Below are 22,838 nucleotides of genomic sequence, written 5' to 3'. Positions count from 1 at the left end.
GGTTTTCTTATTTTAGGCCCTTATTAAACAAGTATGCAAAAACAGAATATATCTTTTGAATTGACCATTTTTGATTCAATTCAGGAGCTTTCGGAAGAGGATGGTAAACTTATGATAGATGCCATTGGAGCAAGAAAAAATGCTTATGCACCTTACTCGAGCTTTCAGGTTGGTGCTGCGGTGCTATTGGAAAATGGCGAAGTGGTTATAGGTAACAATCAAGAAAACGCTTCTTATCCGTCCGGGCTTTGTGCTGAGCGTGTGGCAATTTTCTACGCTGGGGCAAAATATCCGGGTGTGGGCATTACTGCTATAGCCATAACCGCAACCTCTATCAATTACGAGTTAACCAACCCGGCGGCACCTTGTGGAAACTGTAGGCAGGCTATCTCGGAGTATGAAGTAAAGCAAAAAACTCCCATAGCACTTTTGATGATGGGGGAAAAAGGCAAAATTTTTAAATGTAATTCCATGGCGGATATTCTGCCATTGGGCTTTGATAGTTCGTTTTTGTAACAGTTCTGAACAACCTAAGGATAAATTCTAACAAACCTTTTACTTCAATTTTTTTCAACTATTGATTTAATATGTATTTTTGCCCTTCTGGTTGGTTCCGTGAATAAAAAAGGAACGGTCAGGGTGTTGTAACCACGAATCCAAATTATTAGCATCAATGAAAAAAATTACCAAAGAAGTATATCTGAAATGGTATGAAGATATGTTGTTCTGGCGCAAGTTCGAGGACAAGCTGGCACAGGTCTACATTCAACAAAAAGTTAGAGGTTTTTTACACTTGTATAATGGTCAAGAAGCTGTTTTGGCTGGCTCATTGCATGCAATGGACTTAACCAAAGACCGTATGATCACCGCCTACAGGAATCACGTTCAACCAATTGGTATGGGTGTTGATCCTAAACAAGTAATGGCAGAATTGTATGGTAAGGTTACTGGTACTTCCAAAGGTATGGGAGGCTCAATGCATATATTCTCAAAAGAACACCGTTTTCATGGTGGTCATGGTATCGTAGGAGGACAAATTCCATTAGGTGCTGGTATGGCTTTTGGTGATAAGTACGCCGGTAGGGATAACGTTACCTTATGTTATATGGGTGATGGTGCCGTACGTCAGGGCTCTTTTCATGAAGCGTTGAACTTGGCAATGCTTTGGCAACTTCCAGTAGTATTCATTTGTGAAAACAATGGTTATGCTATGGGTACTTCCGTAGAGAGAACATCATATTCTACTGAAATTTGGAAACTAGGTTTGGGTTACGAGATGCCTTGTGGTCCTGTAGACGGTATGGATCCGGTAACGGTTGCTCAAGAGGTAAGTAAAGCCGTAGAAAGAGCACGCTCTGGAGGTGGGCCAACTTTCCTTGAAATGAAAACATATAGATATAGAGGTCATTCTATGTCGGATGCACAACATTATAGAACTAAGGAGGAAGTAAAGGAATATCAGAAAATAGATCCTATTACCCAAGTTCTTGATATTATTAAAGAGAACGATTACGCATCTGAAGAAGACATTAAGGCAATAGACAAAAAAGTTAAGGATTTGGTGTTGGAATGCGAAAAATTCGCAGACGAATCAGATTATCCGCCAGTACAGCAATTGTACGATATGGTCTATGAGCAAGAAGATTTTCCATTTGTACAACATAAATAATTTTAGGTAAATGGCAGAAGTAATAAACATGCCCCGCTTGAGCGATACCATGGAAGAAGGTACCGTAGCCAAATGGTTGAAAAACGTTGGTGACAAAGTTGAGGAAGGCGATATACTTGCAGAAATAGAAACTGACAAAGCCACAATGGAATTTGAGTCCTTTTATGAAGGTACTTTATTGCATATTGGTATTGCAGAAGGAGATGGTGCACCGGTAGATTCTCTTTTGGCCATTATAGGTGAAGAGGGAGAAGATATCTCATCATTGTTAAACGGTAGTGCAGATACTTCTGGCGAAGAAGAGGCGGAAGAATCCAATGAACCTGTAGCTGCAAGTTCTGAAGATTCTGAGGAAGTTGCTTCTGCAGATGTTCCAGAGGGCGTAGAAGTGGTAAAGATGCCTCGCCTTAGTGATACTATGGAAGAAGGTACTGTTGCTGCTTGGTTGAAAAAAGTGGGTGATACGGTAGAAGAAGGAGATATTTTAGCTGAAATCGAAACGGATAAAGCTACAATGGAATTTGAATCCTTCTACTCGGGTACCTTATTATATATCGGTATTCAAGAGGGTGAATCTTCTCCGGTTGATGCAGTGTTGGCGGTTATAGGACCTGCAGGTACGGATGTTGATGCTGTGCTTAATGCCAAGCCGTCTTCGGGTAAGAAAGAAAGTACTTCTTCTGAGACTAAGAAAGAAGAGCCAAAGAAGGAAGCTTCTAAAGATACTTCAGCTCCCAAGGCTGCAAATGACGGTCAACGTATATTTGTATCGCCTTTGGCCAAGAAAATAGCAAAGGAAAAGGGTATTGATTTAGCCAATGTTAAAGGTTCTGGAGATAACGGGCGAATTGTGAAGAAAGATGTAGAGGGGTATACTCCTGCTGCAGCTTCACAAGCTCCGCAAAAAGCGGCTAGTTCACAAGCGGCGGCGCCTGCAAGTGCTCCTGTAATCCTGCCAGTAGGTGAAGAAGGTTCTGAGGAGGTCAAAAATTCGCAAATGCGAAAAACCATCGCAAAGCGTTTGTCCGAATCTAAATTTACCGCACCTCACTATTACTTGACTATAGAAGTAGACATGAGCAATGCCATGGCTTCTAGAAAACAGATAAATGATTTGCCTGATACAAAGGTTTCTTTTAACGATATGGTAGTGAAAGCATGTGCCATGGCCTTGAAGAAGCATCCGCAGGTAAATACTACTTGGAACGGAGATACTACACGTTATAACCATCATGTACATGTTGGTGTTGCCGTAGCTGTAGATGAAGGTCTTGTTGTTCCTGTATTGAAATTTACTGAGCAATTGAGTTTAACTCAGATCGGTGCTGCCGTTAAGGATTTGGCCGGTCGTGCGAGAAACAAAAAACTGACTCCAGCCGAGATGGATGGTAGTACGTTTACAGTTTCTAACTTGGGTATGTTCGGTATTACCGAGTTTACTTCAATCATTAATCAACCTAACTCCGCAATTTTATCCGTTGGAGCCATTGTTCAAAAACCAGTGGTTAAAGATGGCCAGATTGTAGTTGGTAATACAATGAAGGTAACTTTGGCGTGTGACCATAGAACGGTTGATGGGGCTACAGGCGCTCAATTTTTATTAACACTACGTGCGTATTTGGAAAATCCGGTAACCATGCTGGCTTAAACAGATCGCTAACTATTATAATAAAGGCATCTTGGTTATTTCCGGATGCCTTTTTTTATTTCTAAATTGTACCATTAAAAATAACACCTATGAAAAAGAGTTTTCTGTTTGTTGCCAGTATATTGGCTTTGTCGTGCGGTTCTCAAAAGATTGATGAATCCGTAACATTAGAAAGTGAAGAAGCGGTGCAGTTTGACCGCAGCTTAATGGAGGTGCCTAAAAAGGCAGACGATTTAAATGGTATAGGGAGTATTGTAGGTGCGGGGCAAAATCAATTTTCAAACGCGGAAAAAGTGGCTTCAATCATGAATTTTCTGGCTTCGGACGAGCTACAAGGTAGGGATACTGGAAGTGAAGGAATTGAAAAAGCCGCTGAGCTCATTGAAGGCAGCTTCTCAAAAAATAACGTCAAACCTTATTTTGAAACGTATAGAGATGACCTTTCTAATTATGATGCGCCCGCTTTTAATGTTGTTGGTGTGGTTGAAGGCAGTGATCCTAAACTAAAAAATGAGTTTGTAATAATTGGTGCTCACTACGATCACATAGGACTTATAGCAGAGGAGAATGGAGATGCCATAGCCAATGGTGCAAATGATAACGCAACGGGAACTACAACCGTGATGGAACTTGCCCGTTATTTTGGGAAATCAAGAACAAATAAGCGAAGCATAATTTTTGCTCTTTTCAGTGCTGAAGAAAAGGGATTGTTAGGGTCAAAACACTTGGCGCAAAAGCTAAAGGAGGAGAATTTGAACCTGTATGCAATGCTTAATTATGAAATGGTTGGTGTGCCCTTGGTAGGTAAGGATTACTTGGCTTACTTAACCGGATTTGAAGAATCCAATATGGCCAAAGTAGCTAATAGCTATGCAGAACAGACCTACGCGGGCTTTCTTCCTAAAGCAAAGGAATTCAATCTTTTTAAGCGATCGGATAATTATCCGTTTCATGAAGCCTTTGGGGTGCCTTCACAGACTTTCAGTACGTTTGATTTTACGAACTTTAACCATTATCACAAAGTGGGAGATGAACTTTCTGAAATGGACTTCGGTCACATGGCTAACTTAATAAATAAGAGTATTCCGGTTGTGGAGGGTATCGTTAACGCGCCAACAAAAGAAATTAAGTACAACTAATGGCAAATATCGTAATAACGGGGTCTAGTAGGGGTATAGGTTTTGAACTGGCCAAATTGTTTGCTGATGAGGGGCACAAAGTTTTGGCTCTATCCCGAAATGATAAGTCAATTTCCGGTTTGACTCATGAAAATATTTTTAGTTTCTCCTTTGATTTAGGTAATCCATCCGATTTTAAAAAGATGGAGGATTTTTTAGCTGAAAACTTTGAAACGGTAGACGTACTTATAAATAATGCGGGAAAGTTGTTGAACAAACCTTTTCTTGAAACCGAAGCCGAGGAGTTTGAGGCTGTTTACAAAGTAAATGTATTTGGAGTAGCGGAAATGACAAGGAAGATTCTACCAAGAATGCCTAAAGACGGCCATGTGCTTACCATTAGTTCTATGGGAGGTGTGCAGGGCAGTGTTAAGTTTCCGGGCTTATCTGCATATAGTTCCAGTAAGGGGGCGGTAATTACTCTAACCGAATTGTGGGCCGAAGAATTTAAGGAAACCGGTCCTTCCTTTAATGTGTTGGCGTTGGGCGCAGTCCAGACTGAAATGCTACAAGAGGCTTTTCCAGGGTATGAAGCGCCTACAACAGCTTTGCAAATGGCCAAATACATCAAGAACTTTGCTTTAGAAGGGCATCAGCTGTATAACGGAAAACTACTTCAGGTCACTAATAGTACGCCCTAAACTTTTGGTTTTTCCTTACATAGGGTCGTTCTTGTGAATAGGTGTTATTTTTTGACATAGGCTTAATAATAGATAACTTCATTTATTGGTTGAGTTAACTTATTTTTGTCCGCAGTGGATAATGTGCTACAAAAATATCTTCCCGAAAGGGCTATAGAATCCTGTTTGGAGTTGATTCAGAAGACAGGCGTTCACTTAAAGATTGTTAACGAACGGGTTACCCGCCATGGGGATTACCGGCGGATGCCCAATGGAAAGCATCAGATAACAGTAAATGCCAATCTCAATAAATATCGATTTTTAATTACGCTCATACATGAAATTGCCCATTTAGTGGCTTTTGAAAAATACGGCAGGACTATAAAACCACATGGTACGGAGTGGAAACGCATTTTTCAATATTTAATGTTACCGTTTATAAGGCCCGAAATTTTCCCTACCCAATTACTACCTCTTTTAGCAAATCATTTTAAAAATCCAAAGGCAAGTAGTAGTACGGATGCAAGGCTGTCCATAGCATTAAAACATTTTGACGAACAAAAAACGGATAGGACCTACGTTTTTGAGGTGCCGTTAGGTAGTATTTTTCGCATTCATAATGGTAAATTGTACAAAAAAGGGAATAGACGCGTTAAGCGATATGAATGTATAGAGGTGGCTACAGGGCGAATGTATCTTTTTCAACCTAATGCAGAAGTGGAATTGGTTTTTGATTAAAATTGTAAGAAATTACGTAAATTAAGGATAACTAACTATTAATAATAAGCGAAAGATTTGGTTACTTCCGCTTTCATAGCAATCAAGAAATGAAAAACAACAATTATTACGCAGTTCTAATGGCCGGTGGTGTCGGTTCAAGGTTTTGGCCAATCAGTACATCTTCTTATCCAAAGCAATTTCATGACATGTTGGGTACGGGAGACACCTTAATTCAAAAAACTTTTAAGCGTCTGAACAAGTTTGTTCCTACCGAAAATATTCTTATCCTGACCAATGAGCGCTATAATGATTTGGTTTTGGAGCAGCTACCTTTGGTTAAACAGGATCAAGTAGTGCTTGAACCTGCCATGAGAAATACAGCTCCTTGTATTCTGTACGCAGCATTAAAAATTCAAAAGATGAACGAGAACGGTGTAATGATTGTAGCGCCCAGTGATCATTGGATCGAAGATGAAGATGCCTTTGCCAAAGATGTAACCACCTGTTTTGATAAATGTGAGAAGGAAGACGTACTTTGTACTTTAGGTATTAAACCATCGTTTCCTAATACAGGCTTTGGTTATATAGAATTTGAAAAGGAAAGTCCGGAAGGTTTAAAGAAGGTAAATCAGTTCCGTGAAAAACCTGATTACGAAACGGCAAAGGAATTTTTGGCCCAAGGAAATTTTCTTTGGAATGCGGGAATTTTTATGTGGAGCGTGAAGACCATTGTAAATGCGTTCAAAAACTATCAACCTGAACAGTATTCACTTTTTGAATCCGGTATGTCTTGTTACAATACTGGCGAAGAAAAAGAGTTTATAAAAGAGAACTATCCAAAAGCAGAAAACATCTCTATAGATTACGCTATTTTGGAAAATTCAAAATCCATATTTGTACTACCGGCTACTTTTGACTGGAACGATTTGGGTACTTGGGGCTCTTTATACGATAAATTGGACAAGGATGATGATAATAACGCCATTGTAAACAGCAAGGTGGTAACTACTGATGCATCCGGCAATATGATCAGATCCCCAAAAGATAAAATTGTTGTGGTAGATGGTCTTAACGACTATATCATCGTAGACAAAAAAGAAGTACTTTTAATATACCCGAAAACTAAAGAACAGGATATTAAAAAGGTGTTGGGTGCCGTTAAGAATAAATATGGCGACGAATATGCCTAATTCTAATACATGAGCGATAAATTGAATCAAGATAATATCACGCCAACTGAGGCTCCAAAGGAGAGCGAAGAGGCCGTAAGGAAAGATGCAAAAGGTCTGTGGGAAAGCCTGCGGAGGTTTATGCGTGAATTATTGGATATTCGTGAAAATACGGATCAAGAAGCTACGAAGGAAGCTATTATTGCAGATATACCCTTCAAAGGGCATACTTCATGGATTTTGATCTGTTCTATCTTTATTGCTTCTATTGGTCTTAATGCAAACTCTACAGCGGTAGTTATTGGTGCCATGTTAATATCACCGCTTATGGGCCCCATTTTGGGTCTGGGTATGTCTTTGGCCATTAATGATATTGACACACTAAGGCGATCATTAAAGAACTTTGCTGTAATGGTAGTTCTTAGTGTGCTAACGGCTTATCTATTTTTTGAATTCTTTCCAATTCAAGATGAGTCTTCTGAGTTATTGGCACGTACGGCTCCGGATATTAGGGATGTTCTTATTGCCTTTTTTGGTGGTTTGGCATTGGTAATTGCAAGGGCTAAAAAAGGAACTATTGCCAGCGTTATTTTTGGTGTTGCCATTGCTACGGCTTTAATGCCGCCTTTGTGTACGGTAGGCTTTGGTCTGGCAATAGGTAATCCCGGTTACGCTTTTGGGGCCATGTATTTATTTATCATAAATACCATTTTCATAGCCTTGGCGACTTTCTTGACCATAAAACTTTTAAAGTTTCCTATGGTGCGTTATGTAAACTCCGCCAAAAGAAGGCGTATAGCGCGTATAGCTTCTATTGTGGCTTTATTGGTTATGATACCTGCGGGATGGACGTTCTATAAGGTGTTTCAGGAGTCCATGTTTAAAAAGCAGGCCAATGAATTTGTTAGTGAGACCATAGGAAAATACCAATTTACAAGTGGAGGAAGGTATCTGGATAATTTTACCAGTATTGAATATAATGAAGGTGAACAGCCGGTAATTGAGATTGTTTGTATGGGTAACGAGGTTATTCCGGCCAATATAATTTCCTCATGGAATACCATGCTAAAAGAAGATGAAGATTATAAGCGGCTTACGAATACCGAGCTTCATATTATTCAAGGGTCTCAAAATGATCAGGTAGATCAGTTGAAATATATTAACGAACTCTATGAGTCCCAGAAAAACCAATTGTCTAGTAAAGCGGAGAAAATTGCGTTTTTAGAGGCCGAGGTCACTCGCTTGCAAAAGGATGCATCTAGTAGAAAACAAATTCCTTTTCAGGATATAAGTGCCGAGGCAAAAGCCAACTATGAGAATTTGGTTTCGTTGCAGTATGATAATGCCGTTATTACGGATTTCAGTAAAACAGATACCCTATCAATCTTTGAAGTAAAATGGAAAGAAGGGCTGAGCAATGCTAAAATTGCTTCGGAGAACAAAAGGGTTCACGAGTGGTTAAAAGTACGATTGAAGGATACCACCATACAGCTGCGAGGAACTGCTAAATAGGATTATAAATTTAGTTACGCTCTTCAATATACATCTGGCGCACTTTCTTAAAGAGGTCGGAAGAATACACAAAATCGGTAACCGTTTCGTTATCGGTTTTAAATATTTCCTTGTTGGTGCCTTCCCAAGCCTTTAAACCGTCTTTAAGAAAAAGAATTTTTTCTCCTATTTCCATTACCGAGTTCATATCGTGGGTATTGATAATAGTGGTAATGTCATACTCTTCTGTAATTTCCTTGATCAAGTTGTCTATGACAATAGCGGTTTTTGGATCAAGTCCAGAATTGGGTTCGTCACAGAAGAGATATTTAGGGTTCATAACAATGGCGCGGGCAATGGCTACCCTTTTCTGCATTCCCCCGGAAATTTCGGAAGGATATTTATGATGCGCATCTACTAGATTAACTCTCTTTAGTACAAAATCCGCTCTGTCCTGCATTTCGGATTTGGACTGTTTTGTAAACATTTCCAACGGAAATTTCACATTGCCTTCTACGGTCATAGAATCAAACAGAGCGCTTCCTTGGAACACCATGCCCATTTCTTGGCGTAGGTCTCTCTTTTGTTCATCGGTAAGTTCCGTATAGATTTGACCGTTATAACTAATCGTGCCTTCCTCTGGAGTAAAAAGTCCTAACAAGCACTTTAAGAAAACGGTCTTACCGGAGCCACTTTGTCCAATTATTAAATTGGTCTTTCCTTTTTGAAAACTAGTGGTCACCCCTTTAAGAATATGGGTGCCATCAAAAGATTTGTGTATGTCGTTTACTTCTATCATTGGCCTAATAAGAGTTGGGTGAGTATATAGTTAGCAATGATTATTACCACACTCGTCCAAACAAACGAGGTGGTACTGGCCTTTCCTACTTCTAAAGCTCCACCGGTCATGTAAAAACCATGATAGGAAGGTACCGTAGCTAAAACAAAAGCAAATACCAATGTTTTGAGAAAGGCATAGGTTACGTGAAAAGGAATAAAATCTAATTGAACCCCTTCTATAAAATCTGCACTGGTGCTAAATCCTCCAAATACGGCCGCCATCCAACCTCCAAAAATCCCAACATACATAGCAATTGAGATAATGAACGGGTAAAGGCAAAGTGCTATAATTTTTGGAAAAACCAGATAGTTAAGCGCATTTACTCCCATGACCTCTAGCGCATCTATTTGCTCTGTTACTCGCATAGTACCAATGCTAGATGTGATATAGGATCCTACTTTTCCTGCCATGATAATTGAGCAAAAAGTAGGGGCAAACTCAAGAATAATAGATTGCCTAGTTGCAAAGCCCACCAGGTTTTTTGGTATAAGTTCACTGGTAATGTTCAATGCCGTTTGTATGGCGACAACAGCTCCCATGAAAAAAGAAATGAAAATTAAGATACCCAAAGAACCGAAGATCAATTCGTCTACTTCTTTCAAAATGAGCGACTTCATAATGCGCCATTTTGTAGGTTTCTTAAAGACCTCTTTTATCATAATGGCATATCTGCCAATCGATCTTAGGTAGTTCATGTGATGAAAATAGGTATATCCTAACAAAAATAACAATAAACGATTTCATTTAACCTCCATTTAAACTTTAAAAGGGGAATTTATTTACTTTTGCTATCTCAATAAAACAACTATGTCCAAGAATTTTACCGTCTTATTTTTTACCATTTGTACCATTACTTTTTTACCGCTTACGTCATTCGGTCAAAAAAAATCAAAAGAACAAACTGAAGCCCAATTGAAAACAGACCCAAAGCTTGTGGTGGGTATTATTGTGGATCAAATGCGCTATGATTATATTACCCGTTTTTGGGACCATTATGGTGATGATGGATTTAAACGCTTGGTAAATGAAGGTTTCAATTGTAAGAACAATCATTATAACTATGCTCCCACGAGTACAGGACCTGGGCATACTTCTGTATATACAGGTACAACACCGGCTATGCATGGCATAATTGGCAATAACTGGTACGATAAAGAATCGGATACCGATGTATATTGTGCGGGTGATCCGGCCTATAATTCAGTTGGTACTACTTCTGATGCCGGAAAAATGTCTCCCCATAGAATGACCGTTACCACAATTACAGATGAACTTCGCTTGCATACGCAAATGCGAGGTAAGACTATTGCCATTGCTTTAAAAGATAGAGGTGCTGTTCTTCCAGGTGGGCATACGGCTAATGCGGCATATTGGTTTAGCGATGGCGCTTGGATTACAAGTTCTTTTTATATGGATAAACTACCTGTTTGGGTGGAGAAGTTTAATGCTGATAAATCCGTAGATACATACAAGAAGCCATGGAAAACGTTAAAGAAAATTTCGGAGTATGTTGAAAGCGGTACGGACTATAATGCTTATGAAGGATTGTTTAAAGGGGAGAAGACCTCGGTTTTCCCTCATGATCTACCTGCGCTATGGGATGAGAATGGTAAGTATGAGCTGCTTAAAGCAACACCTTTTGGTAATAGTATAACTACTGATTTTGCTGTAGCCGCCCTTGAGGAAGAGCAGCTGGGGAAAGATGATATTACAGATTTCTTGGCTGTTAGTTTTTCAAGTACGGATTACGTAGGTCATAAGTTTGGTGTCAACTCAAAAGAAATACAGGATACGTATGTTAGACTTGATCAAGATTTAGAGCGTTTTTTTAAGGAATTAGATCGCAAAGTGGGTAAAGGAGAATATACCGTATTTCTAACCGCAGATCATGCTGCAATTGAAGTTCCGGCATATTTAAAGGATCAGAGAATACCGGCAGATTATGTTGTTTGGGACGAGATAAAAACAAATTTCAATCAATTTTTGGAGTTCAATTATGGAACAACTGATATTGTAAAGGACTTTTCTAACGACCAATACTTTTTAGACCATAGTATTATTAAGAATCTGGATTTGAGCGTACAGGAAGTTCAGGAAAATATAGCAAAAGAATTGTTGAATTATAAAGGAATTGATCGTACCTATACGGCCTACCAAATGTGGCAGAATGATTACACTCATGGTATACCTTATATTCTTCAAAATGGGTATAACCAAAAACGTTCTGGTGATGTCTTGGTCGTATTGTCTCCGGGTACAATTTCTTACCCAAAAACAGGTTCTACCCATGGTTCGCCACAAATTTATGATACGCATGTGCCCTTACTTTTTTATGGTGCGGGTATTAAACAAGGGAGTACGGTAGAGCGAACCGAAATAGATGATATTGCTCCAACAGTAGCTAGCTTATTAGGGATAGCGTTTCCTAACGGAGCTACAGGAAGCCCAATAGTAGAAGTGTTGGAATAATTAGAAAGCATATGAACAATAGGCCAATTGGTGTTTTTGATTCAGGGGTTGGAGGAACTTCCATTTGGAAAGAAATTCAGAAACTCCTACCTAATGAGAATACCCTGTATTTGGCAGATAGTAAAAATGCACCTTACGGTGAGAAATCACAGGAAGAGATTCTACAGCTAAGTATAAAGAATACAGAGTTTCTTCTGGATAAAGGCTGTAAGATTATTGTGGTTGCCTGTAATACGGCCACTACCAATGCCATATCGTATTTAAGGGCGCATTACAAAGTTCCTTTTATAGGCATAGAGCCGGCAATAAAGCCTGCGGCCTTACAATCAGAATCTAAGACTGTGGGTGTGTTGGCTACAAAAGGAACGCTATCCAGTAGTCTTTTTCATAGCACATCTATTAACCATGCTGCCGGAATTAAGATTATTGAACAAGAAGGAACCGGTTTGGTGCCGTTAATAGAAAGCGGCAAAGTAGAAGCTAAGGAAACCAAGGAACTTTTAAATAAATATGTGAGCCCTATGCTTGAACAAGGCATGGACCATCTGGTTTTGGGCTGTACCCATTATCCATACCTAATACCTGTTCTAAAAAGTCTATTGCCCGCTCATGTAAGGATTATTGATTCCGGAGAAGCAGTAGCAAGACAGGTACGGGCCGTGCTCCAAAAGAACGATGCGCTCAATGCATCAAATGAGCCGGCAGGACATAGACTTTATACTAACGTAGCTCCTGACGTTCTAAAGCGTTTTGTGGAGGATGTTTCGGCAGATTTTTTAGTTGAAAAATTAGATTTTTAAGTAGGTAAGATACGTAAATGCGTATTTGTGTTTCTCATCTGCCGGATGGTATTGCTCGGTTGCAAGTTCCCAAACGGACTCATCAATTTCCGGGAAAAAAGTGTCGGCATCTTCAAAAGTGCCATGTACGCGGGTAAGTTCAATTTTGTTAGCTTGTTCCATTCCAAGCTTGTAGATTTCCCCTCCTCCAATTATAAATGATAAGGGCTCGTCCTTTACAAGCTGCAATGCTTCGGTTAAAGAATACACAACAACACAAGTATCATAGTCTACGGTATAGTTTTTATCCCTGGTTATGATGATATGTTTACGGTTGGGAAGGGGCTTGGGAAAGCTTTCGTACGTTTTTCTTCCCATAATAATGCTGTGCCCGGAAGTTAGTTTTTTAAACCTCTTAAAGTCGTCCGGTAAATGCCATAGGAGGTCATTGTCTTTTCCTAGAGCATTGTCCTCGGCCGCCGCCGCTATCATTGCTACAGTTTTCATGGTTCAATTTTTTTGTTGATTTTGGATAGCGGAAAATCGGTCTCTATTTCCTTTTGTATTTCGGCAATACGCTTTTTTTGTTTGGTTACCAGTTTTTCACGTTGGGTGCGTTCCCAATCCTTGCCCATAAATTTTTGGGTAATAAAAACATTAAAAGCATGTATGACAAATAAAAAGGCCCAAAAGGTAATGCCCCAAATAAACCAGTCATAGGTCTCGCCGTATTTTAAAATCTTATTTATTAGAATTAAAAAGACACTGCCAATTAGAAAAATGACAAAATGAACGTAGAGCCGTTTCTTTTGTTTTATGCGGGTTTGAGCGTTCTCAAGCATTTCGTGTTGCTCAAGATCTACTTCGGAGCGGTTTTTATTTTTAGAGAACATACGAATAGTTATCTTTAGATTACAAAGATAAGGCAATTGCCGACACAGCGAATACAAGATGAAAAATACCAGAAAACACTTTCCCGTTTTAAGTCAGTATATCTATGCTAACACCGCTTCTTCAGGATTACTTAATGACGATTTAATGGAGTGGCGCCAGGAACATGATCTGGATTATTTAATAGGCGGAAGTAATTTTAGAAATGAGGTAGCCGCTAAGTTAATTTCTGAAACGCGCGAAACGGTAGCCAATTTTTTTGGAGCTAAAAAGGAGAATACAGCATTGGTCCAAAATTTTACGCTAGGGTTGAATATACTTCTAGAGGGACTGGACAGGAGCCATAAGGTATTATTGGTTGAAGATGATTATCCATCGGTAAATTGGCCTTTTGAATACCGTGGTTTTGATGTATCCTATGTTCCTTTGAACGAAGATTTGGAAGCCACTATTTTGAATCAGATCGAGAAGGATAAAATTACCGTATTGGCTTTAAGCTTAGTGCAATGGACCAACGGAATTCATATAAATTTAGATTTTCTTACAAAAATTAAGCAGAAATTTCCTAAATTGAAAATAATTGCCGATGGCACGCAGTTTTGTGGCACGTCAAACTTTGATTTTGATAGTTCGCCATTGGATGTTCTAGGAGCAAGTGCGTATAAATGGTTGTTGTCCGGTTATGGAAACGGTTTTATGTTGTTCAAGGATGGAATGGAAGAAACGTTTGCTGTACGAACAATAGGTTACAATGCTTCGGGGCATAATCTAGGTGCAAGGGATAGCATACCATTTGCCAATAGGTTTGAGCCGGGACATTTAGATACGTTAAACTTTGGGAGTTTAAAGTTTTCCTTAGAGTATTTGAGTGCCTTGGGTAAGGATGCTATAGAAAATCAGTTAAAATTGCTTTCTAAAAAAGCAAAAAATGAATTTGGCGAACTAGGATTGTTGCCTAAGTCAATACTAGGTAGAGACAATCATAGTACTATATTTAATATAGAAGGAAATGATGCTCTTTTTCAAATATTAACGGCCAAAGGTGTCATCTGTTCGCAACGCGGAGACGGTATTAGGCTTAGTTTTCATTTTTACAATAGTGAAGAAGATATCAATGAAGTTGTAAAAATCTTAAAAACAGCTATATAGACGATTACAATGTAGAGAAAAGGATGACAATATTTTGCATCCAATTACTATTTGTTATGTAAATATTGCGAAAATGATAAAAATGCGTTAATCATTGTATATGAGCATTTTAATATGTTAGTTTTGCCCTTGATTTAGAAACTAAAAAATCAATTTAAAATAATACATAATGGCAATTTCAAAACAGTATCTAAAAACAAAACCCGTTTGTAAAGTTACTTTTACGGTTCCTGCAGAGGAAGCATCAAAAGTGGCTGTTGTTGGTGATTTCAATAACTGGAAAGCAAACAAAGCAAGTTCATTGAAGAAGTTGAAAAACGGAAATTTCAAAGGTACTTTAGAACTTCCTAAAGAGACTTCTTTTGAGTTTAAATATATCATAGACGGTAACTATGTAAATGAAGCGGAAGCTGATCGTTACCAGTGGAATGATTATGCAGGTGGTGAAAACGCCGTTCTGGATTTATAATTCATTCGTTAGAAATATATAGAAAGCCGGAACATGTTTATGTCCCGGCTTTTTTTACTTTGAAGTAATTGCACAAGCTTGTGTAGAAGCGGTTGTGCTAATTATCTATTTGTTTCTATGCTTCAACGGTAACTCCCTTCCAGAAAGCAACTCGGCCTTTGATACCTTTGGCCAATGGGCTAACTTCTGGGTAGTACCATGCTGCATCAGGATTTTCCTTGCCATCAACCATTAGGGTATAGTAATGTGCCTGACCTTTCCATGGGCAAGTAGTATGTGTTTCACTTGTTTTGAAGTATTCTTTTTTAATACTTTCCGCAGGAAAATAATGGTTGTTTTCTACAACAACTGTTTCATCACTTTCCGCTATTACGGTATTGTTCCAAATTGCTTTCATATCAAACGCATTTATGCCATTCCTTTAAACGGCAGGTAAATAATTAAAGTTAGAAGGTGTTGAAGTTACTTTTTTCTTAGTACAAAATTTTTGTAATGGTTTTCGGCATCACAAAACTCTGTTTCTATTTTTAGACCCGCTTCTTTGGCTAGCCAAGCAACCACCTTGTCGTCATACTTTTGGGAAATCTCGGTATGTATTGTTTCCCACTGTTCAAAATCAATTAGTACGTCTAACTTTTCAATACTTACAGATTGGGCTTCTTTGGCTACCAAGTAACTCTTTGCCGTTCCGGTTTCCGGGTCATATACTTCCCAGTGTAGAAAGTTGTCCAAATCAAAATTGCCGCCAAGTTCTGTATTGATCCTGGCCAATACGTTTTTATTGAATGCTGCAGTTATTCCGGCTTGATCATTGTAAGCGTCTAGAATGGTCTGTGGGTTTTTTTTCATGTCAAACCCAATAAAGAACAAATCATCCTTTTGCATAAGCTCTTGAACACTTTTGAGAAAGTCTATAGCTTGCTCGTGCAAGAGGTTTCCAATGTTAGAACCTAAGAAGAGAATTATTTTCTTAGTACCGTTTTTGGAGTTTATTTTTTTCAATGCCTCAAAATAGGTGCCTTGTTGGGGTTCTACAACCACATTGGGCAGCTCTTTTTTAAGGGATTGTTCCAAGCCATTAAGCACGTTTTGACTAATGTCAATAGGTTGGTATTTGAAATCGTAGTTATTTTCTGAAAGGTGTTTTAATAGGATTTTAGTCTTTTTACCATCTCCGGCACCCAACTCTATAAGTTTGAATTTAGGGATTCCCGAAGCAAAAAGCTCGGCTATTTCGTGGGTGTGATTCATAAGAATATCAAACTCTTTCTGAGTAAGGTAATACTCTGGCATATTCATGATATCCTGAAAAAGTTTGTCTCCCTTCTCGTCATAGAAATATTTGGACGATAAATGTTTGGGGAAATCCGTTAGCCCGGTATGGACATCTTCTTCAAATTGGGTCTCAAAAAGTATTTGGGTTGGTTTATGCATGCCTCTTAGGTCGGAAAAGTTCTAAATACTATACGTGTGTCGTCTAAAAAATTATTTGGCCAGCCTTAAACCGGTATATTGCCATCTTAGTTGAGTCTGAAAGAAGTTACGGTATGTGGGTCTGGTATGATGTACGGGTGTGGCAACGGAACCACCACGCAGTACTTTCTGATTCACCATAAATTTACCGTTGTATTCACCTAGGGCGCCATCAGCTTTTTTATAATTGGGGTAGGGGAGATAAGCGCTTTCCGTCCATTCCCATCGCTTTCCCCAATTAAAGAGTGATTGGGCCGCTTCCCATTCAAATTCTGTAGCAAGACGGCAGCCTTTCCATTGTGCAAAAGCGAATGCCTCAAAATATGAAATGTGGGTAACGGGGGCATTGGGTGTAATTTCCTGAAGCCCGTTTAGCGTATAATTATGCCAAAGTCCGTCAATATTGTGCCAGTATAAAGGTGCGGAAATGTTGTTTTGGTTTATCCAATCCCAACCTTCTGCATGCCAAAGGTCAAATTTCTTATAACCTCCGGCTTCAATGAATGCCATATATTCTTGATTGGTAATAAGATTTTTTGATACCTGAAACGGGTGTAGGTATACTTTATGCCTTCCCAGTTCATTATCATAGCAAAAAGTGTTAGAGTTATGGCCTATTTCGTAAATACCTTCATCCATAGAAATCCACTCTTGTGGTTCATTTTCATGTGGATGCTCTTTAAAGTTATTTGAATAAACGGGTAACAACGGGTTGTTGCCCAGAATAAACTTAATATCCGTTAATAACAACTCTTGATGCTGCTTTTCATGATGTATACCTATTTCCAACAGGTCATCTAATTCTTGATTTTGTGATGCGCTAAATAGGGTTTTTATTCCTTCTGTTACGTACGTGCGATAAGCATAGACACTGTCTACAGAGGGGCGCGATAGATTACCCCGATCGGAACGCACTACACGTTTGCCTACGGTTTCATAGTAACTATTGAATACAAAGGAAAAATCCTCATCAAAAACGGTATAGCCCTTAAAATGAGGTTTTAAAATAAATTCTTCAAAAAACCAAGTCGTGTGTCCTAGGTGCCATTTAGGAGGGGAAACATCTACAATGGGTTGAACCACGTAGTCTTCAATTTCTAGAGGCTTGCAAATGTTTTCTGTGTGCAGGCGCGTCTCTAAAAAAAAATCAACGAGGGAATCGGTTGAGGTCATAGCAATTTTTATATTCTATAAATATAAGGATTATAGAATGTACGCCATGAGCTCAATAGTATTTTTGGTGAACGCTAAACGGCAACAGCACCCTTAATATGTGGGTGAGGGTTGTAATCCTCCAGGCTGAAATCTTCAAACTTAAAGTCGAAAATGTCTTTTATTTCCGGGTTGATAACCATTTTTGATAGTGGCCTAGGTTCGCGACTCAATTGCAATTCTACCTGTTCCATATGGTTGTTGTAGATGTGGGCGTCACCAAAAGTGTGAATAAATTCACCTGCCTCATAGCCACACACTTGTGCCATCATCATTGTAAATAGTGCGTAAGATGCAATGTTAAACGGTACGCCTAGAAAGATGTCTGCACTACGTTGGTAAAGTTGACATGAAAGCTTGCCATCAGCAACATAAAACTGAAAAAAGGCATGGCAGGGAGGGAGTGCCGCTTTGCCGTTGGCCACATTTTCAGAAAACGATTTTGAAGTGTCCGGAAGTACACTTGGGTTCCATGCCGAAACCAACATACGTCTGCTGTTAGGATTGTTTTTTAAAGATTGAATAACATCTTTAATTTGATCAATCTCATCATTGTTCCAATTACGCCATTGATGACCATAAACAGGGCCTAAATCACCATTCTCGTCTGCCCACTCATTCCAGATACGCACGCCGTTTTCTTGAAGGTATTTAATATTGGTATCTCCTTTCAAGAACCAAAGCAACTCATAAACAATAGACTTCAGGTGTAACTTTTTGGTCGTTACCATGGGAAAACCTTTGCTAAGGTCAAAACGCATTTGATATCCAAAAACGCTCAATGTTCCAGTTCCTGTACGGTCTCCTTTTTGGTTGCCGTTTTCGAGTACGTGCTTTAGTAAATCGTGGTATTGTTTCATAGTAGCGTAAAGATAATGGGTAAAAGGAAAAGGAAAAGGAATTGCTATTTTGAGTTATCAGTAATTTATTAACCGAGATATTTTTGCTGAATATTCTAACTCTCGGTTACCCCAAAATCATACCCGCAATAGTAGCGGAGAGTAAAGATGCAATTGAACCACCAAGTACGGCCTTAAGACCAAATTCGGAAAGTGTCTTGCGCTGACCGGGAGCTAAAGAGCCGATACCGCCAATCTGTATGCCAATAGATGCAAAGTTTGCAAATCCGCAGAGCATATAAGTGGCCATAATAACAGATTTGTTATAAGTTAGGTTGGCTCCTCTGCTTAAATCTTTTAGTTCGGCCAATTGTTTGTAGCCAATAAACTCGCTTGCGGCTAGCTTTATACCCAATAATTGCCCCATGAACATAACATCTTCTTTTGCAACGCCTATTAACCACATAAGAGGCGCAAAGATGGTTCCGAGAATAGCTTCTAAAGAGAATTTTTTATAAGCCGTGTTCTCTACGATCCAATCATTTAAATGGGTCAGGTCTCCCGCATATCCTAAAATACCATTGATCATGGCGATCATAGCAACAAAAACCAAAAGCATGGCACCAACGTTAACCGCTAATTTTAGCCCTTCAGTTGTTCCGTTAGCTATGGCGTCTAACATATTTGAACCGATTTTTTCCGTAGAAACTTCAATATCCGTATTAACGACTTCCGTTTGCGGATATAATATTTTTGAGATTACGATTGCTCCTGGTGCGGCCATGACTGATGCTGCCAATAAGTGTTTCGCAAAAATCAACTGCAGCAATTTATCCTCACCGCCTAAAAAACCTATATAGGCAGCTAAAACAGCTCCGGCAACGGTAGCCATTCCGCCAATCATTACCAATAGTATTTCCGAACGGTTCATTTTTTCCAAATACGCCTTGATCAATAAAGGTGCTTCGGTCTGACCTAAAAAGATATTTCCTGCAACAGAAAGACTTTCGGCTCCGGATATACCCAATGTTTTAGAAAGCATCCAGGCCAATGCCCTAACCACTTTCTGGATTACTCCTAAATAGAATAATAAAGAGGTAAGTGCAGAAAAGAAGATAATGGTAGGCAATACTTGAAATGCAAAAATGTAGCCAAATGTATTGGTGTCAACTACTAAACCTTCAAAAAGAAATTTACTTCCCGCACGGGTGAACCCTAAAATACTGATAAAAACTTCACCAACGGATTCAAATCCCTTTTGGATTAAAGGTACCTTTAGTACACCAACAGCAATGAAAAGTTGTAGGGTAAGACCTATGCCAACCGTTTTCCAATTGATGGCCTTTCGGTTAGAACTGAATAAAAATGAAATAAGTAAAAGCACCACCATACCCAATATACCACGGCCTAAACTGCTTAGAGTAAAGCCTTCGTTAGGTTTTATTTTGTTGGTGGTTTCTGAAATTACATCATTGATTACCGTTGTTTCAACATTGGGTACGGTAATACTATCTTGTGCTATGGATGGGAAAAAAATGAAAAGGGCAAGCAGAACAATCCAAGGGTTGATTTTCATAGGGTACTTGCTTGTTTATCAGTTTCTTTTTGAAATCTCGTCCCGTAACTTGGCCGCTTTTTCGTAATCTTCGTTGGCTACGGCTTTATCAAGCTCTTTGTGGAGCTCATCAACAGAAAGTTCCGTATAACCATCTGTTGCACCGGATTCGATTTCTACAGTTTCGCCCTCTTGTAAGATTTCGTCAACTACAATGCTGTCATCGGTTTCTTCTTTTTCCTTGTCTTTTGACGAGAACTTTAAAAAGATTCCTGCTTTGTCCAAAATAGTCTTGTAGGTAAAAATAGGGGCGTTAAACCGGAGAGCCAATGCAATGGCATCACTGGTTCTAGCATCTATAATCTCCTCAATTTTATCGCGCTCGCATATAATACTGGAGTAAAAAACACCGTCTACCAATTTGTGGATAATAACCTGTTTGATAACAATGTCAAAACGATCTGAAAAGTTTTTGAACAAATCGTGGGTTAAAGGTCTAGGTGGTTTTATTTCCTTTTCAAGTGCAATGGCAATGGACTGTGCTTCAAAAGCACCGATAACGATGGGTAATTTACGATCGCCTTCCACTTCGTTCAAAATAAGGGCATATGCCCCGTTTTGTGTTTGGCTATAGGAAATACCTTTTATTTTTAACCTTACTAAGCTCATAGAATCTTTAAAATACAAAAGACTGTTTAAATACGGGCGTACCATGCATTTAAACAGCCCTTTAATGAGCGCAAATTAACAAAAATTAAGCGTTTTGCGCTTTAAATTCCTTTAATTTTTCGATGAGCTTTGGTACCACTTCAAAGGCGTCACCCACAATTCCGTAGTCGGCAGCTTTAAAAAATGGTGCTTCAGGGTCCGAGTTAATGACCACTTTGGTTTTTGAGGCACTTACTCCTGCCAAATGTTGTATAGCTCCTGAAATACCAATAGCTATGTATAAGTTGGATGCAACCGGCTTTCCGGTTTGCCCAACGTGCTCTCCGTGGGGTCTCCATCCCATATCGGAAACAGGTTTTGAGCAAGCTGTAGCGGCACCAAGAACTTGGGCAAGATCTTCGATCATTCCCCAATTTTCAGGACCTTTAAGACCTCGTCCACCGGAAACCACAATCTCTGCGTCCGCAATGGTTACCTGACCGGCAACCTTGTCTATTTCAACGGACTTAACGGAGAAATCAGCATCGCTTAAATCTGCAGTAAAAGTTTCAACCGCTGCAGTTGTGGGATTCTCTTTTATGCCAAATGCGTTATTAGAAACACCAATAATCTTGGTATCCGTAGTAATTTCTGTATGAGCAAAGCCTTTATTACTAAATGCGGTACGCTTTACGCTTAATGGAGATGTGCTTTCCGGCGCGGCAACAACATTGGGTACGTATCCTGCTTTTAATTTCGCAGCTAGGATTGGCGCCAAGAATTTGCTGTTGGTGCTGGAGCTTACGATAACTACCTGTGCACCTTCACTATTGGCGGCCTGCATAATACTATTAGCGTATGCGGCGGCACTGAAAGTCGAAAGTTTGTCATCGGCTATGTTCAATACTTTGGAAACACCATAAGTTCCCAAGGCTTCGTTATCACTAGCGTTAAATGCAATTGCAGTAACTGATGAGCCTAACTGGTCTGCCACAGCTTTGGCATATGATGCCACTTCAAAGGCACTTTTTTTGAATTTTCCGTTTTCGGATTCTGTATATACTAATACTGACATGTGGTGTATTGTTTAATTTTTAGAGATAAAGTTAAGCTGAATAGGGTTTTGTGGGCTTGTGGCCCTTGGTTGAGAACCTATCTAGCGTAATTAAATTACCTTGGCTTCGTTGTGCAATAAATCTACCAACTCATCTGCGGAATTCACCAATTTTACACTTCCTTTTGCGGTAGGCTTGTCAAATTTCGCATCTTTGGTCGCAACGGTAGCGCCAATAGGCTCCACTACGGTAAGTGTCTTTTTTCGAGCCATCATAATACCTCTCATGTTAGGTATTTTTAGGTCACTTTCCTGTACAAGGCCTTTTTGCCCACCAATAACTAGAGGTAGGGAAGCCTGTACGGTTTCTTTTCCGCCGTCTATTTCTCGTATAGCCGTTGCCGTATCGCCTTCTATTTCAAGACTTATACAGGTGTTTATAAAATTCATTCCCAAAAGAGTGGCCAGAATTCCGGGAACCATTCCTCCGTTGTAATCAATACTTTCCCTGCCTGCTATAACAAGGTCGTAGGCTCCGTCCTTAACAATGCTGGCCAGTTGTTCGGCAACGAAAAATCCGTCTACCGGAGCGGCGTTAACCCTAATGGCTTCATCAGCGCCAATGGCAAGTGCCTTACGCATAGTTGGTTCCACGCTGGCTTCGCCTACTGTAGCAATGTGTACGGTAGCTCCTTGCTTTTCCTTGAACCACATGGCACGGGTTAAACCAAACTCATCATTAGGGTTTATGACAAACTGTACGCCATTGGTGTCAAATTTTGTATCACCGTCCGTAAAGTTTATTTTTGAGGTCGTGTCAGGAACATTACTTATGCAAACTAATATTTTCATGTCTATAAAGCTATTTATAATCTAGACGAAGATATGGAAACTTTTTTGAAAATACTATGCATGCATAGTATTTTTTATAACTTTTTTTGATTCTGAGAGCCCTTTAATTGAT

At 39.4% G+C, this 22,838-nt stretch carries 24 protein-coding genes; 12 read left to right on the top strand and 12 right to left on the bottom strand.

Features of this window, described 5'->3' with window-relative positions; all coding sequences use genetic code 11:
• Positions 1 to 33 precede the first annotated feature (33 nt).
• The 8 genes from cdd to KO513_RS00780 all read left to right on the top strand — a co-directional run bounded on the left by cdd (position 34) and on the right by KO513_RS00780 (position 8,516).
• Positions 34 to 516 carry a cytidine deaminase gene (gene cdd, locus KO513_RS00815; RefSeq protein ID WP_215911869.1) on the top strand — a complete coding sequence of 161 codons (483 nt, stop codon included), beginning with the start codon at positions 34 to 36 and terminating at the stop codon, positions 514 to 516.
• Between the two features lie 157 nt (positions 517 to 673).
• Positions 674 to 1,669, top strand: a complete 996-nt coding sequence (gene pdhA, locus KO513_RS00810; protein WP_215911868.1) for a pyruvate dehydrogenase (acetyl-transferring) E1 component subunit alpha — start codon at positions 674 to 676, stop codon at positions 1,667 to 1,669.
• A gap of 10 nt (positions 1,670 to 1,679) precedes the next feature.
• The gene (locus KO513_RS00805) at positions 1,680 to 3,317 is read left to right on the top strand and encodes a pyruvate dehydrogenase complex dihydrolipoamide acetyltransferase (protein ID WP_215911867.1); all 1,638 of its coding nucleotides are present in this window, start codon (positions 1,680 to 1,682) and stop codon (positions 3,315 to 3,317) included.
• An 89-nt stretch (positions 3,318 to 3,406) separates the two neighbouring features.
• Positions 3,407 to 4,456, top strand: a complete 1,050-nt coding sequence (locus KO513_RS00800; RefSeq protein WP_215911866.1) for a M28 family metallopeptidase — start codon at positions 3,407 to 3,409, stop codon at positions 4,454 to 4,456.
• Positions 4,456 to 5,136, top strand: coding sequence for an SDR family NAD(P)-dependent oxidoreductase (locus tag KO513_RS00795; protein WP_215911865.1), 681 nt, complete (start codon positions 4,456 to 4,458; stop codon positions 5,134 to 5,136). The genes KO513_RS00800 and KO513_RS00795 overlap by 1 nt, the downstream gene beginning before the upstream one ends.
• A 114-nt stretch (positions 5,137 to 5,250) precedes the next feature.
• Complete coding sequence (locus tag KO513_RS00790) at positions 5,251 to 5,853, top strand: SprT-like domain-containing protein (RefSeq protein ID WP_215911893.1); 603 nt, start codon at positions 5,251 to 5,253, stop codon at positions 5,851 to 5,853.
• Positions 5,854 to 5,942: 89 nt separating this feature from the next.
• Positions 5,943 to 7,025, top strand: a complete 1,083-nt coding sequence (locus KO513_RS00785) for a mannose-1-phosphate guanylyltransferase (RefSeq protein WP_215911864.1) — start codon at positions 5,943 to 5,945, stop codon at positions 7,023 to 7,025.
• A 9-nt stretch (positions 7,026 to 7,034) separates the two neighbouring features.
• Entirely contained in the window at positions 7,035 to 8,516 is a 1,482-nt protein-coding gene (locus KO513_RS00780; protein WP_215911863.1) for a DUF389 domain-containing protein, read from the top strand.
• 10 nt (positions 8,517 to 8,526) lie between these two features.
• On the opposite strand, the gene KO513_RS00775 is transcribed toward KO513_RS00780, so the two are convergent.
• Both KO513_RS00775 and KO513_RS00770 read right to left on the bottom strand, forming a co-directional pair.
• A complete protein-coding gene (locus KO513_RS00775) occupies positions 8,527 to 9,294 on the bottom strand; it encodes an ABC transporter ATP-binding protein (RefSeq protein ID WP_215441119.1) in 768 nt (255 codons plus the stop codon).
• Positions 9,291 to 10,031, bottom strand: coding sequence for an MlaE family ABC transporter permease (locus tag KO513_RS00770; protein WP_215441120.1), 741 nt, complete (start codon positions 10,029 to 10,031; stop codon positions 9,291 to 9,293). Before KO513_RS00770 ends, KO513_RS00775 begins: the two co-directional genes overlap by 4 nt.
• A 112-nt stretch (positions 10,032 to 10,143) precedes the next feature.
• Between KO513_RS00770 and pafA the strand changes: the two genes are divergently transcribed.
• Together pafA and murI are read left to right on the top strand one after the other, a co-directional pair.
• On the top strand, positions 10,144 to 11,805 hold the full coding sequence (pafA, locus tag KO513_RS00765) for an alkaline phosphatase PafA (RefSeq protein ID WP_215911862.1): 1,662 nt from the start codon (positions 10,144 to 10,146) through the stop codon (positions 11,803 to 11,805).
• 11 nt (positions 11,806 to 11,816) lie between these two features.
• A complete protein-coding gene (gene murI, locus KO513_RS00760; protein ID WP_215911861.1) occupies positions 11,817 to 12,605 on the top strand; it encodes a glutamate racemase in 789 nt (262 codons plus the stop codon).
• Here the strand turns inward: murI and KO513_RS00755 are convergent.
• Positions 12,594 to 13,091 carry a dihydrofolate reductase gene (locus tag KO513_RS00755; protein ID WP_215911860.1) on the bottom strand — a complete coding sequence of 166 codons (498 nt, stop codon included), beginning with the start codon at positions 13,089 to 13,091 and terminating at the stop codon, positions 12,594 to 12,596. The two genes, murI and KO513_RS00755, sit on opposite strands and share 12 nt — an antisense overlap.
• Positions 13,088 to 13,477 carry a 2TM domain-containing protein gene (locus tag KO513_RS00750; protein WP_215911859.1) on the bottom strand — a complete coding sequence of 130 codons (390 nt, stop codon included), beginning with the start codon at positions 13,475 to 13,477 and terminating at the stop codon, positions 13,088 to 13,090. The genes KO513_RS00755 and KO513_RS00750 overlap by 4 nt, the downstream gene beginning before the upstream one ends.
• A gap of 58 nt (positions 13,478 to 13,535) precedes the next feature.
• Here KO513_RS00750 and KO513_RS00745 point away from each other — a divergent pair, with 58 nt between their 5' ends.
• Complete coding sequence (locus KO513_RS00745) at positions 13,536 to 14,624, top strand: aminotransferase class V-fold PLP-dependent enzyme (protein ID WP_215911858.1); 1,089 nt, start codon at positions 13,536 to 13,538, stop codon at positions 14,622 to 14,624.
• A 169-nt stretch (positions 14,625 to 14,793) separates the two neighbouring features.
• Entirely contained in the window at positions 14,794 to 15,093 is a 300-nt protein-coding gene (locus KO513_RS00740; protein ID WP_215441129.1) for an isoamylase early set domain-containing protein, read from the top strand.
• A 115-nt stretch (positions 15,094 to 15,208) separates the two neighbouring features.
• Here the strand turns inward: KO513_RS00740 and KO513_RS00735 are convergent, their stop codons facing one another.
• The 8 genes from KO513_RS00735 to KO513_RS00700 form a co-directional block, all read right to left on the bottom strand.
• Positions 15,209 to 15,490, bottom strand: coding sequence for a DUF427 domain-containing protein (locus KO513_RS00735; protein ID WP_215441130.1), 282 nt, complete (start codon positions 15,488 to 15,490; stop codon positions 15,209 to 15,211).
• A gap of 65 nt (positions 15,491 to 15,555) precedes the next feature.
• Positions 15,556 to 16,527, bottom strand: coding sequence for an L-histidine N(alpha)-methyltransferase (gene egtD / locus KO513_RS00730; protein ID WP_215911857.1), 972 nt, complete (start codon positions 16,525 to 16,527; stop codon positions 15,556 to 15,558).
• Between the two features lie 51 nt (positions 16,528 to 16,578).
• Positions 16,579 to 17,739, bottom strand: a complete 1,161-nt coding sequence (egtB, locus tag KO513_RS00725) for an ergothioneine biosynthesis protein EgtB (RefSeq protein ID WP_215911856.1) — start codon at positions 17,737 to 17,739, stop codon at positions 16,579 to 16,581.
• A 74-nt stretch (positions 17,740 to 17,813) separates the two neighbouring features.
• Complete coding sequence (locus KO513_RS00720) at positions 17,814 to 18,638, bottom strand: thymidylate synthase (protein WP_215911855.1); 825 nt, start codon at positions 18,636 to 18,638, stop codon at positions 17,814 to 17,816.
• A gap of 106 nt (positions 18,639 to 18,744) precedes the next feature.
• A complete protein-coding gene (locus KO513_RS00715; RefSeq protein WP_215911854.1) occupies positions 18,745 to 20,193 on the bottom strand; it encodes a NupC/NupG family nucleoside CNT transporter in 1,449 nt (482 codons plus the stop codon).
• 18 nt (positions 20,194 to 20,211) lie between these two features.
• Positions 20,212 to 20,841 carry a bifunctional nuclease family protein gene (locus KO513_RS00710; protein WP_215911853.1) on the bottom strand — a complete coding sequence of 210 codons (630 nt, stop codon included), beginning with the start codon at positions 20,839 to 20,841 and terminating at the stop codon, positions 20,212 to 20,214.
• Positions 20,842 to 20,926: 85 nt separating this feature from the next.
• Complete coding sequence (locus KO513_RS00705) at positions 20,927 to 21,895, bottom strand: electron transfer flavoprotein subunit alpha/FixB family protein (protein WP_215911852.1); 969 nt, start codon at positions 21,893 to 21,895, stop codon at positions 20,927 to 20,929.
• A 90-nt stretch (positions 21,896 to 21,985) separates the two neighbouring features.
• Positions 21,986 to 22,726: an electron transfer flavoprotein subunit beta/FixA family protein gene (locus KO513_RS00700; protein ID WP_215911851.1), complete on the bottom strand. Its 741-nt coding sequence runs from the start codon at positions 22,724 to 22,726 to the stop codon at positions 21,986 to 21,988.
• Positions 22,727 to 22,838: the final 112 nt, after the last annotated feature.

The organism is Zobellia sp. B3R18 (assembly GCF_018860715.1).
GTDB lineage: Bacteria > Bacteroidota > Bacteroidia > Flavobacteriales > Flavobacteriaceae > Zobellia > Zobellia russellii.
Note: the sequence above shows the minus strand (reverse complement) of the source record. Positions and strands in the feature narration are given on the sequence as shown.

What these genes read in the sequence shown, in the direction of transcription:
- cdd (WP_215911869.1), top strand. Translation starts at nt 34, where the DNA reads ATGCAAAAACAGAATATATCTTTTGAATTGACCATTTTTGATTCAATT.
- pdhA (WP_215911868.1), top strand. Translation starts at nt 674, where the DNA reads ATGAAAAAAATTACCAAAGAAGTATATCTGAAATGGTATGAAGATATG.
- KO513_RS00805 (WP_215911867.1), top strand. Translation starts at nt 1,680, where the DNA reads ATGGCAGAAGTAATAAACATGCCCCGCTTGAGCGATACCATGGAAGAA.
- KO513_RS00800 (WP_215911866.1), top strand. Translation starts at nt 3,407, where the DNA reads ATGAAAAAGAGTTTTCTGTTTGTTGCCAGTATATTGGCTTTGTCGTGC.
- KO513_RS00795 (WP_215911865.1), top strand. Translation starts at nt 4,456, where the DNA reads ATGGCAAATATCGTAATAACGGGGTCTAGTAGGGGTATAGGTTTTGAA.
- KO513_RS00785 (WP_215911864.1), top strand. Translation starts at nt 5,943, where the DNA reads ATGAAAAACAACAATTATTACGCAGTTCTAATGGCCGGTGGTGTCGGT.
- KO513_RS00780 (WP_215911863.1), top strand. Translation starts at nt 7,035, where the DNA reads ATGAGCGATAAATTGAATCAAGATAATATCACGCCAACTGAGGCTCCA.
- KO513_RS00775 (WP_215441119.1), bottom strand. Translation starts at nt 9,294, where the DNA reads ATGATAGAAGTAAACGACATACACAAATCTTTTGATGGCACCCATATT.
- KO513_RS00770 (WP_215441120.1), bottom strand. Translation starts at nt 10,031, where the DNA reads ATGAACTACCTAAGATCGATTGGCAGATATGCCATTATGATAAAAGAG.
- pafA (WP_215911862.1), top strand. Translation starts at nt 10,144, where the DNA reads ATGTCCAAGAATTTTACCGTCTTATTTTTTACCATTTGTACCATTACT.
- murI (WP_215911861.1), top strand. Translation starts at nt 11,817, where the DNA reads ATGAACAATAGGCCAATTGGTGTTTTTGATTCAGGGGTTGGAGGAACT.
- KO513_RS00755 (WP_215911860.1), bottom strand. Translation starts at nt 13,091, where the DNA reads ATGAAAACTGTAGCAATGATAGCGGCGGCGGCCGAGGACAATGCTCTA.
- KO513_RS00750 (WP_215911859.1), bottom strand. Translation starts at nt 13,477, where the DNA reads ATGTTCTCTAAAAATAAAAACCGCTCCGAAGTAGATCTTGAGCAACAC.
- KO513_RS00745 (WP_215911858.1), top strand. Translation starts at nt 13,536, where the DNA reads ATGAAAAATACCAGAAAACACTTTCCCGTTTTAAGTCAGTATATCTAT.
- KO513_RS00740 (WP_215441129.1), top strand. Translation starts at nt 14,794, where the DNA reads ATGGCAATTTCAAAACAGTATCTAAAAACAAAACCCGTTTGTAAAGTT.
- KO513_RS00735 (WP_215441130.1), bottom strand. Translation starts at nt 15,490, where the DNA reads ATGAAAGCAATTTGGAACAATACCGTAATAGCGGAAAGTGATGAAACA.
- egtD (WP_215911857.1), bottom strand. Translation starts at nt 16,527, where the DNA reads ATGCATAAACCAACCCAAATACTTTTTGAGACCCAATTTGAAGAAGAT.
- egtB (WP_215911856.1), bottom strand. Translation starts at nt 17,739, where the DNA reads ATGACCTCAACCGATTCCCTCGTTGATTTTTTTTTAGAGACGCGCCTG.
- KO513_RS00720 (WP_215911855.1), bottom strand. Translation starts at nt 18,638, where the DNA reads ATGAAACAATACCACGATTTACTAAAGCACGTACTCGAAAACGGCAAC.
- KO513_RS00715 (WP_215911854.1), bottom strand. Translation starts at nt 20,193, where the DNA reads ATGAAAATCAACCCTTGGATTGTTCTGCTTGCCCTTTTCATTTTTTTC.
- KO513_RS00710 (WP_215911853.1), bottom strand. Translation starts at nt 20,841, where the DNA reads ATGAGCTTAGTAAGGTTAAAAATAAAAGGTATTTCCTATAGCCAAACA.
- KO513_RS00705 (WP_215911852.1), bottom strand. Translation starts at nt 21,895, where the DNA reads ATGTCAGTATTAGTATATACAGAATCCGAAAACGGAAAATTCAAAAAA.
- KO513_RS00700 (WP_215911851.1), bottom strand. Translation starts at nt 22,726, where the DNA reads ATGAAAATATTAGTTTGCATAAGTAATGTTCCTGACACGACCTCAAAA.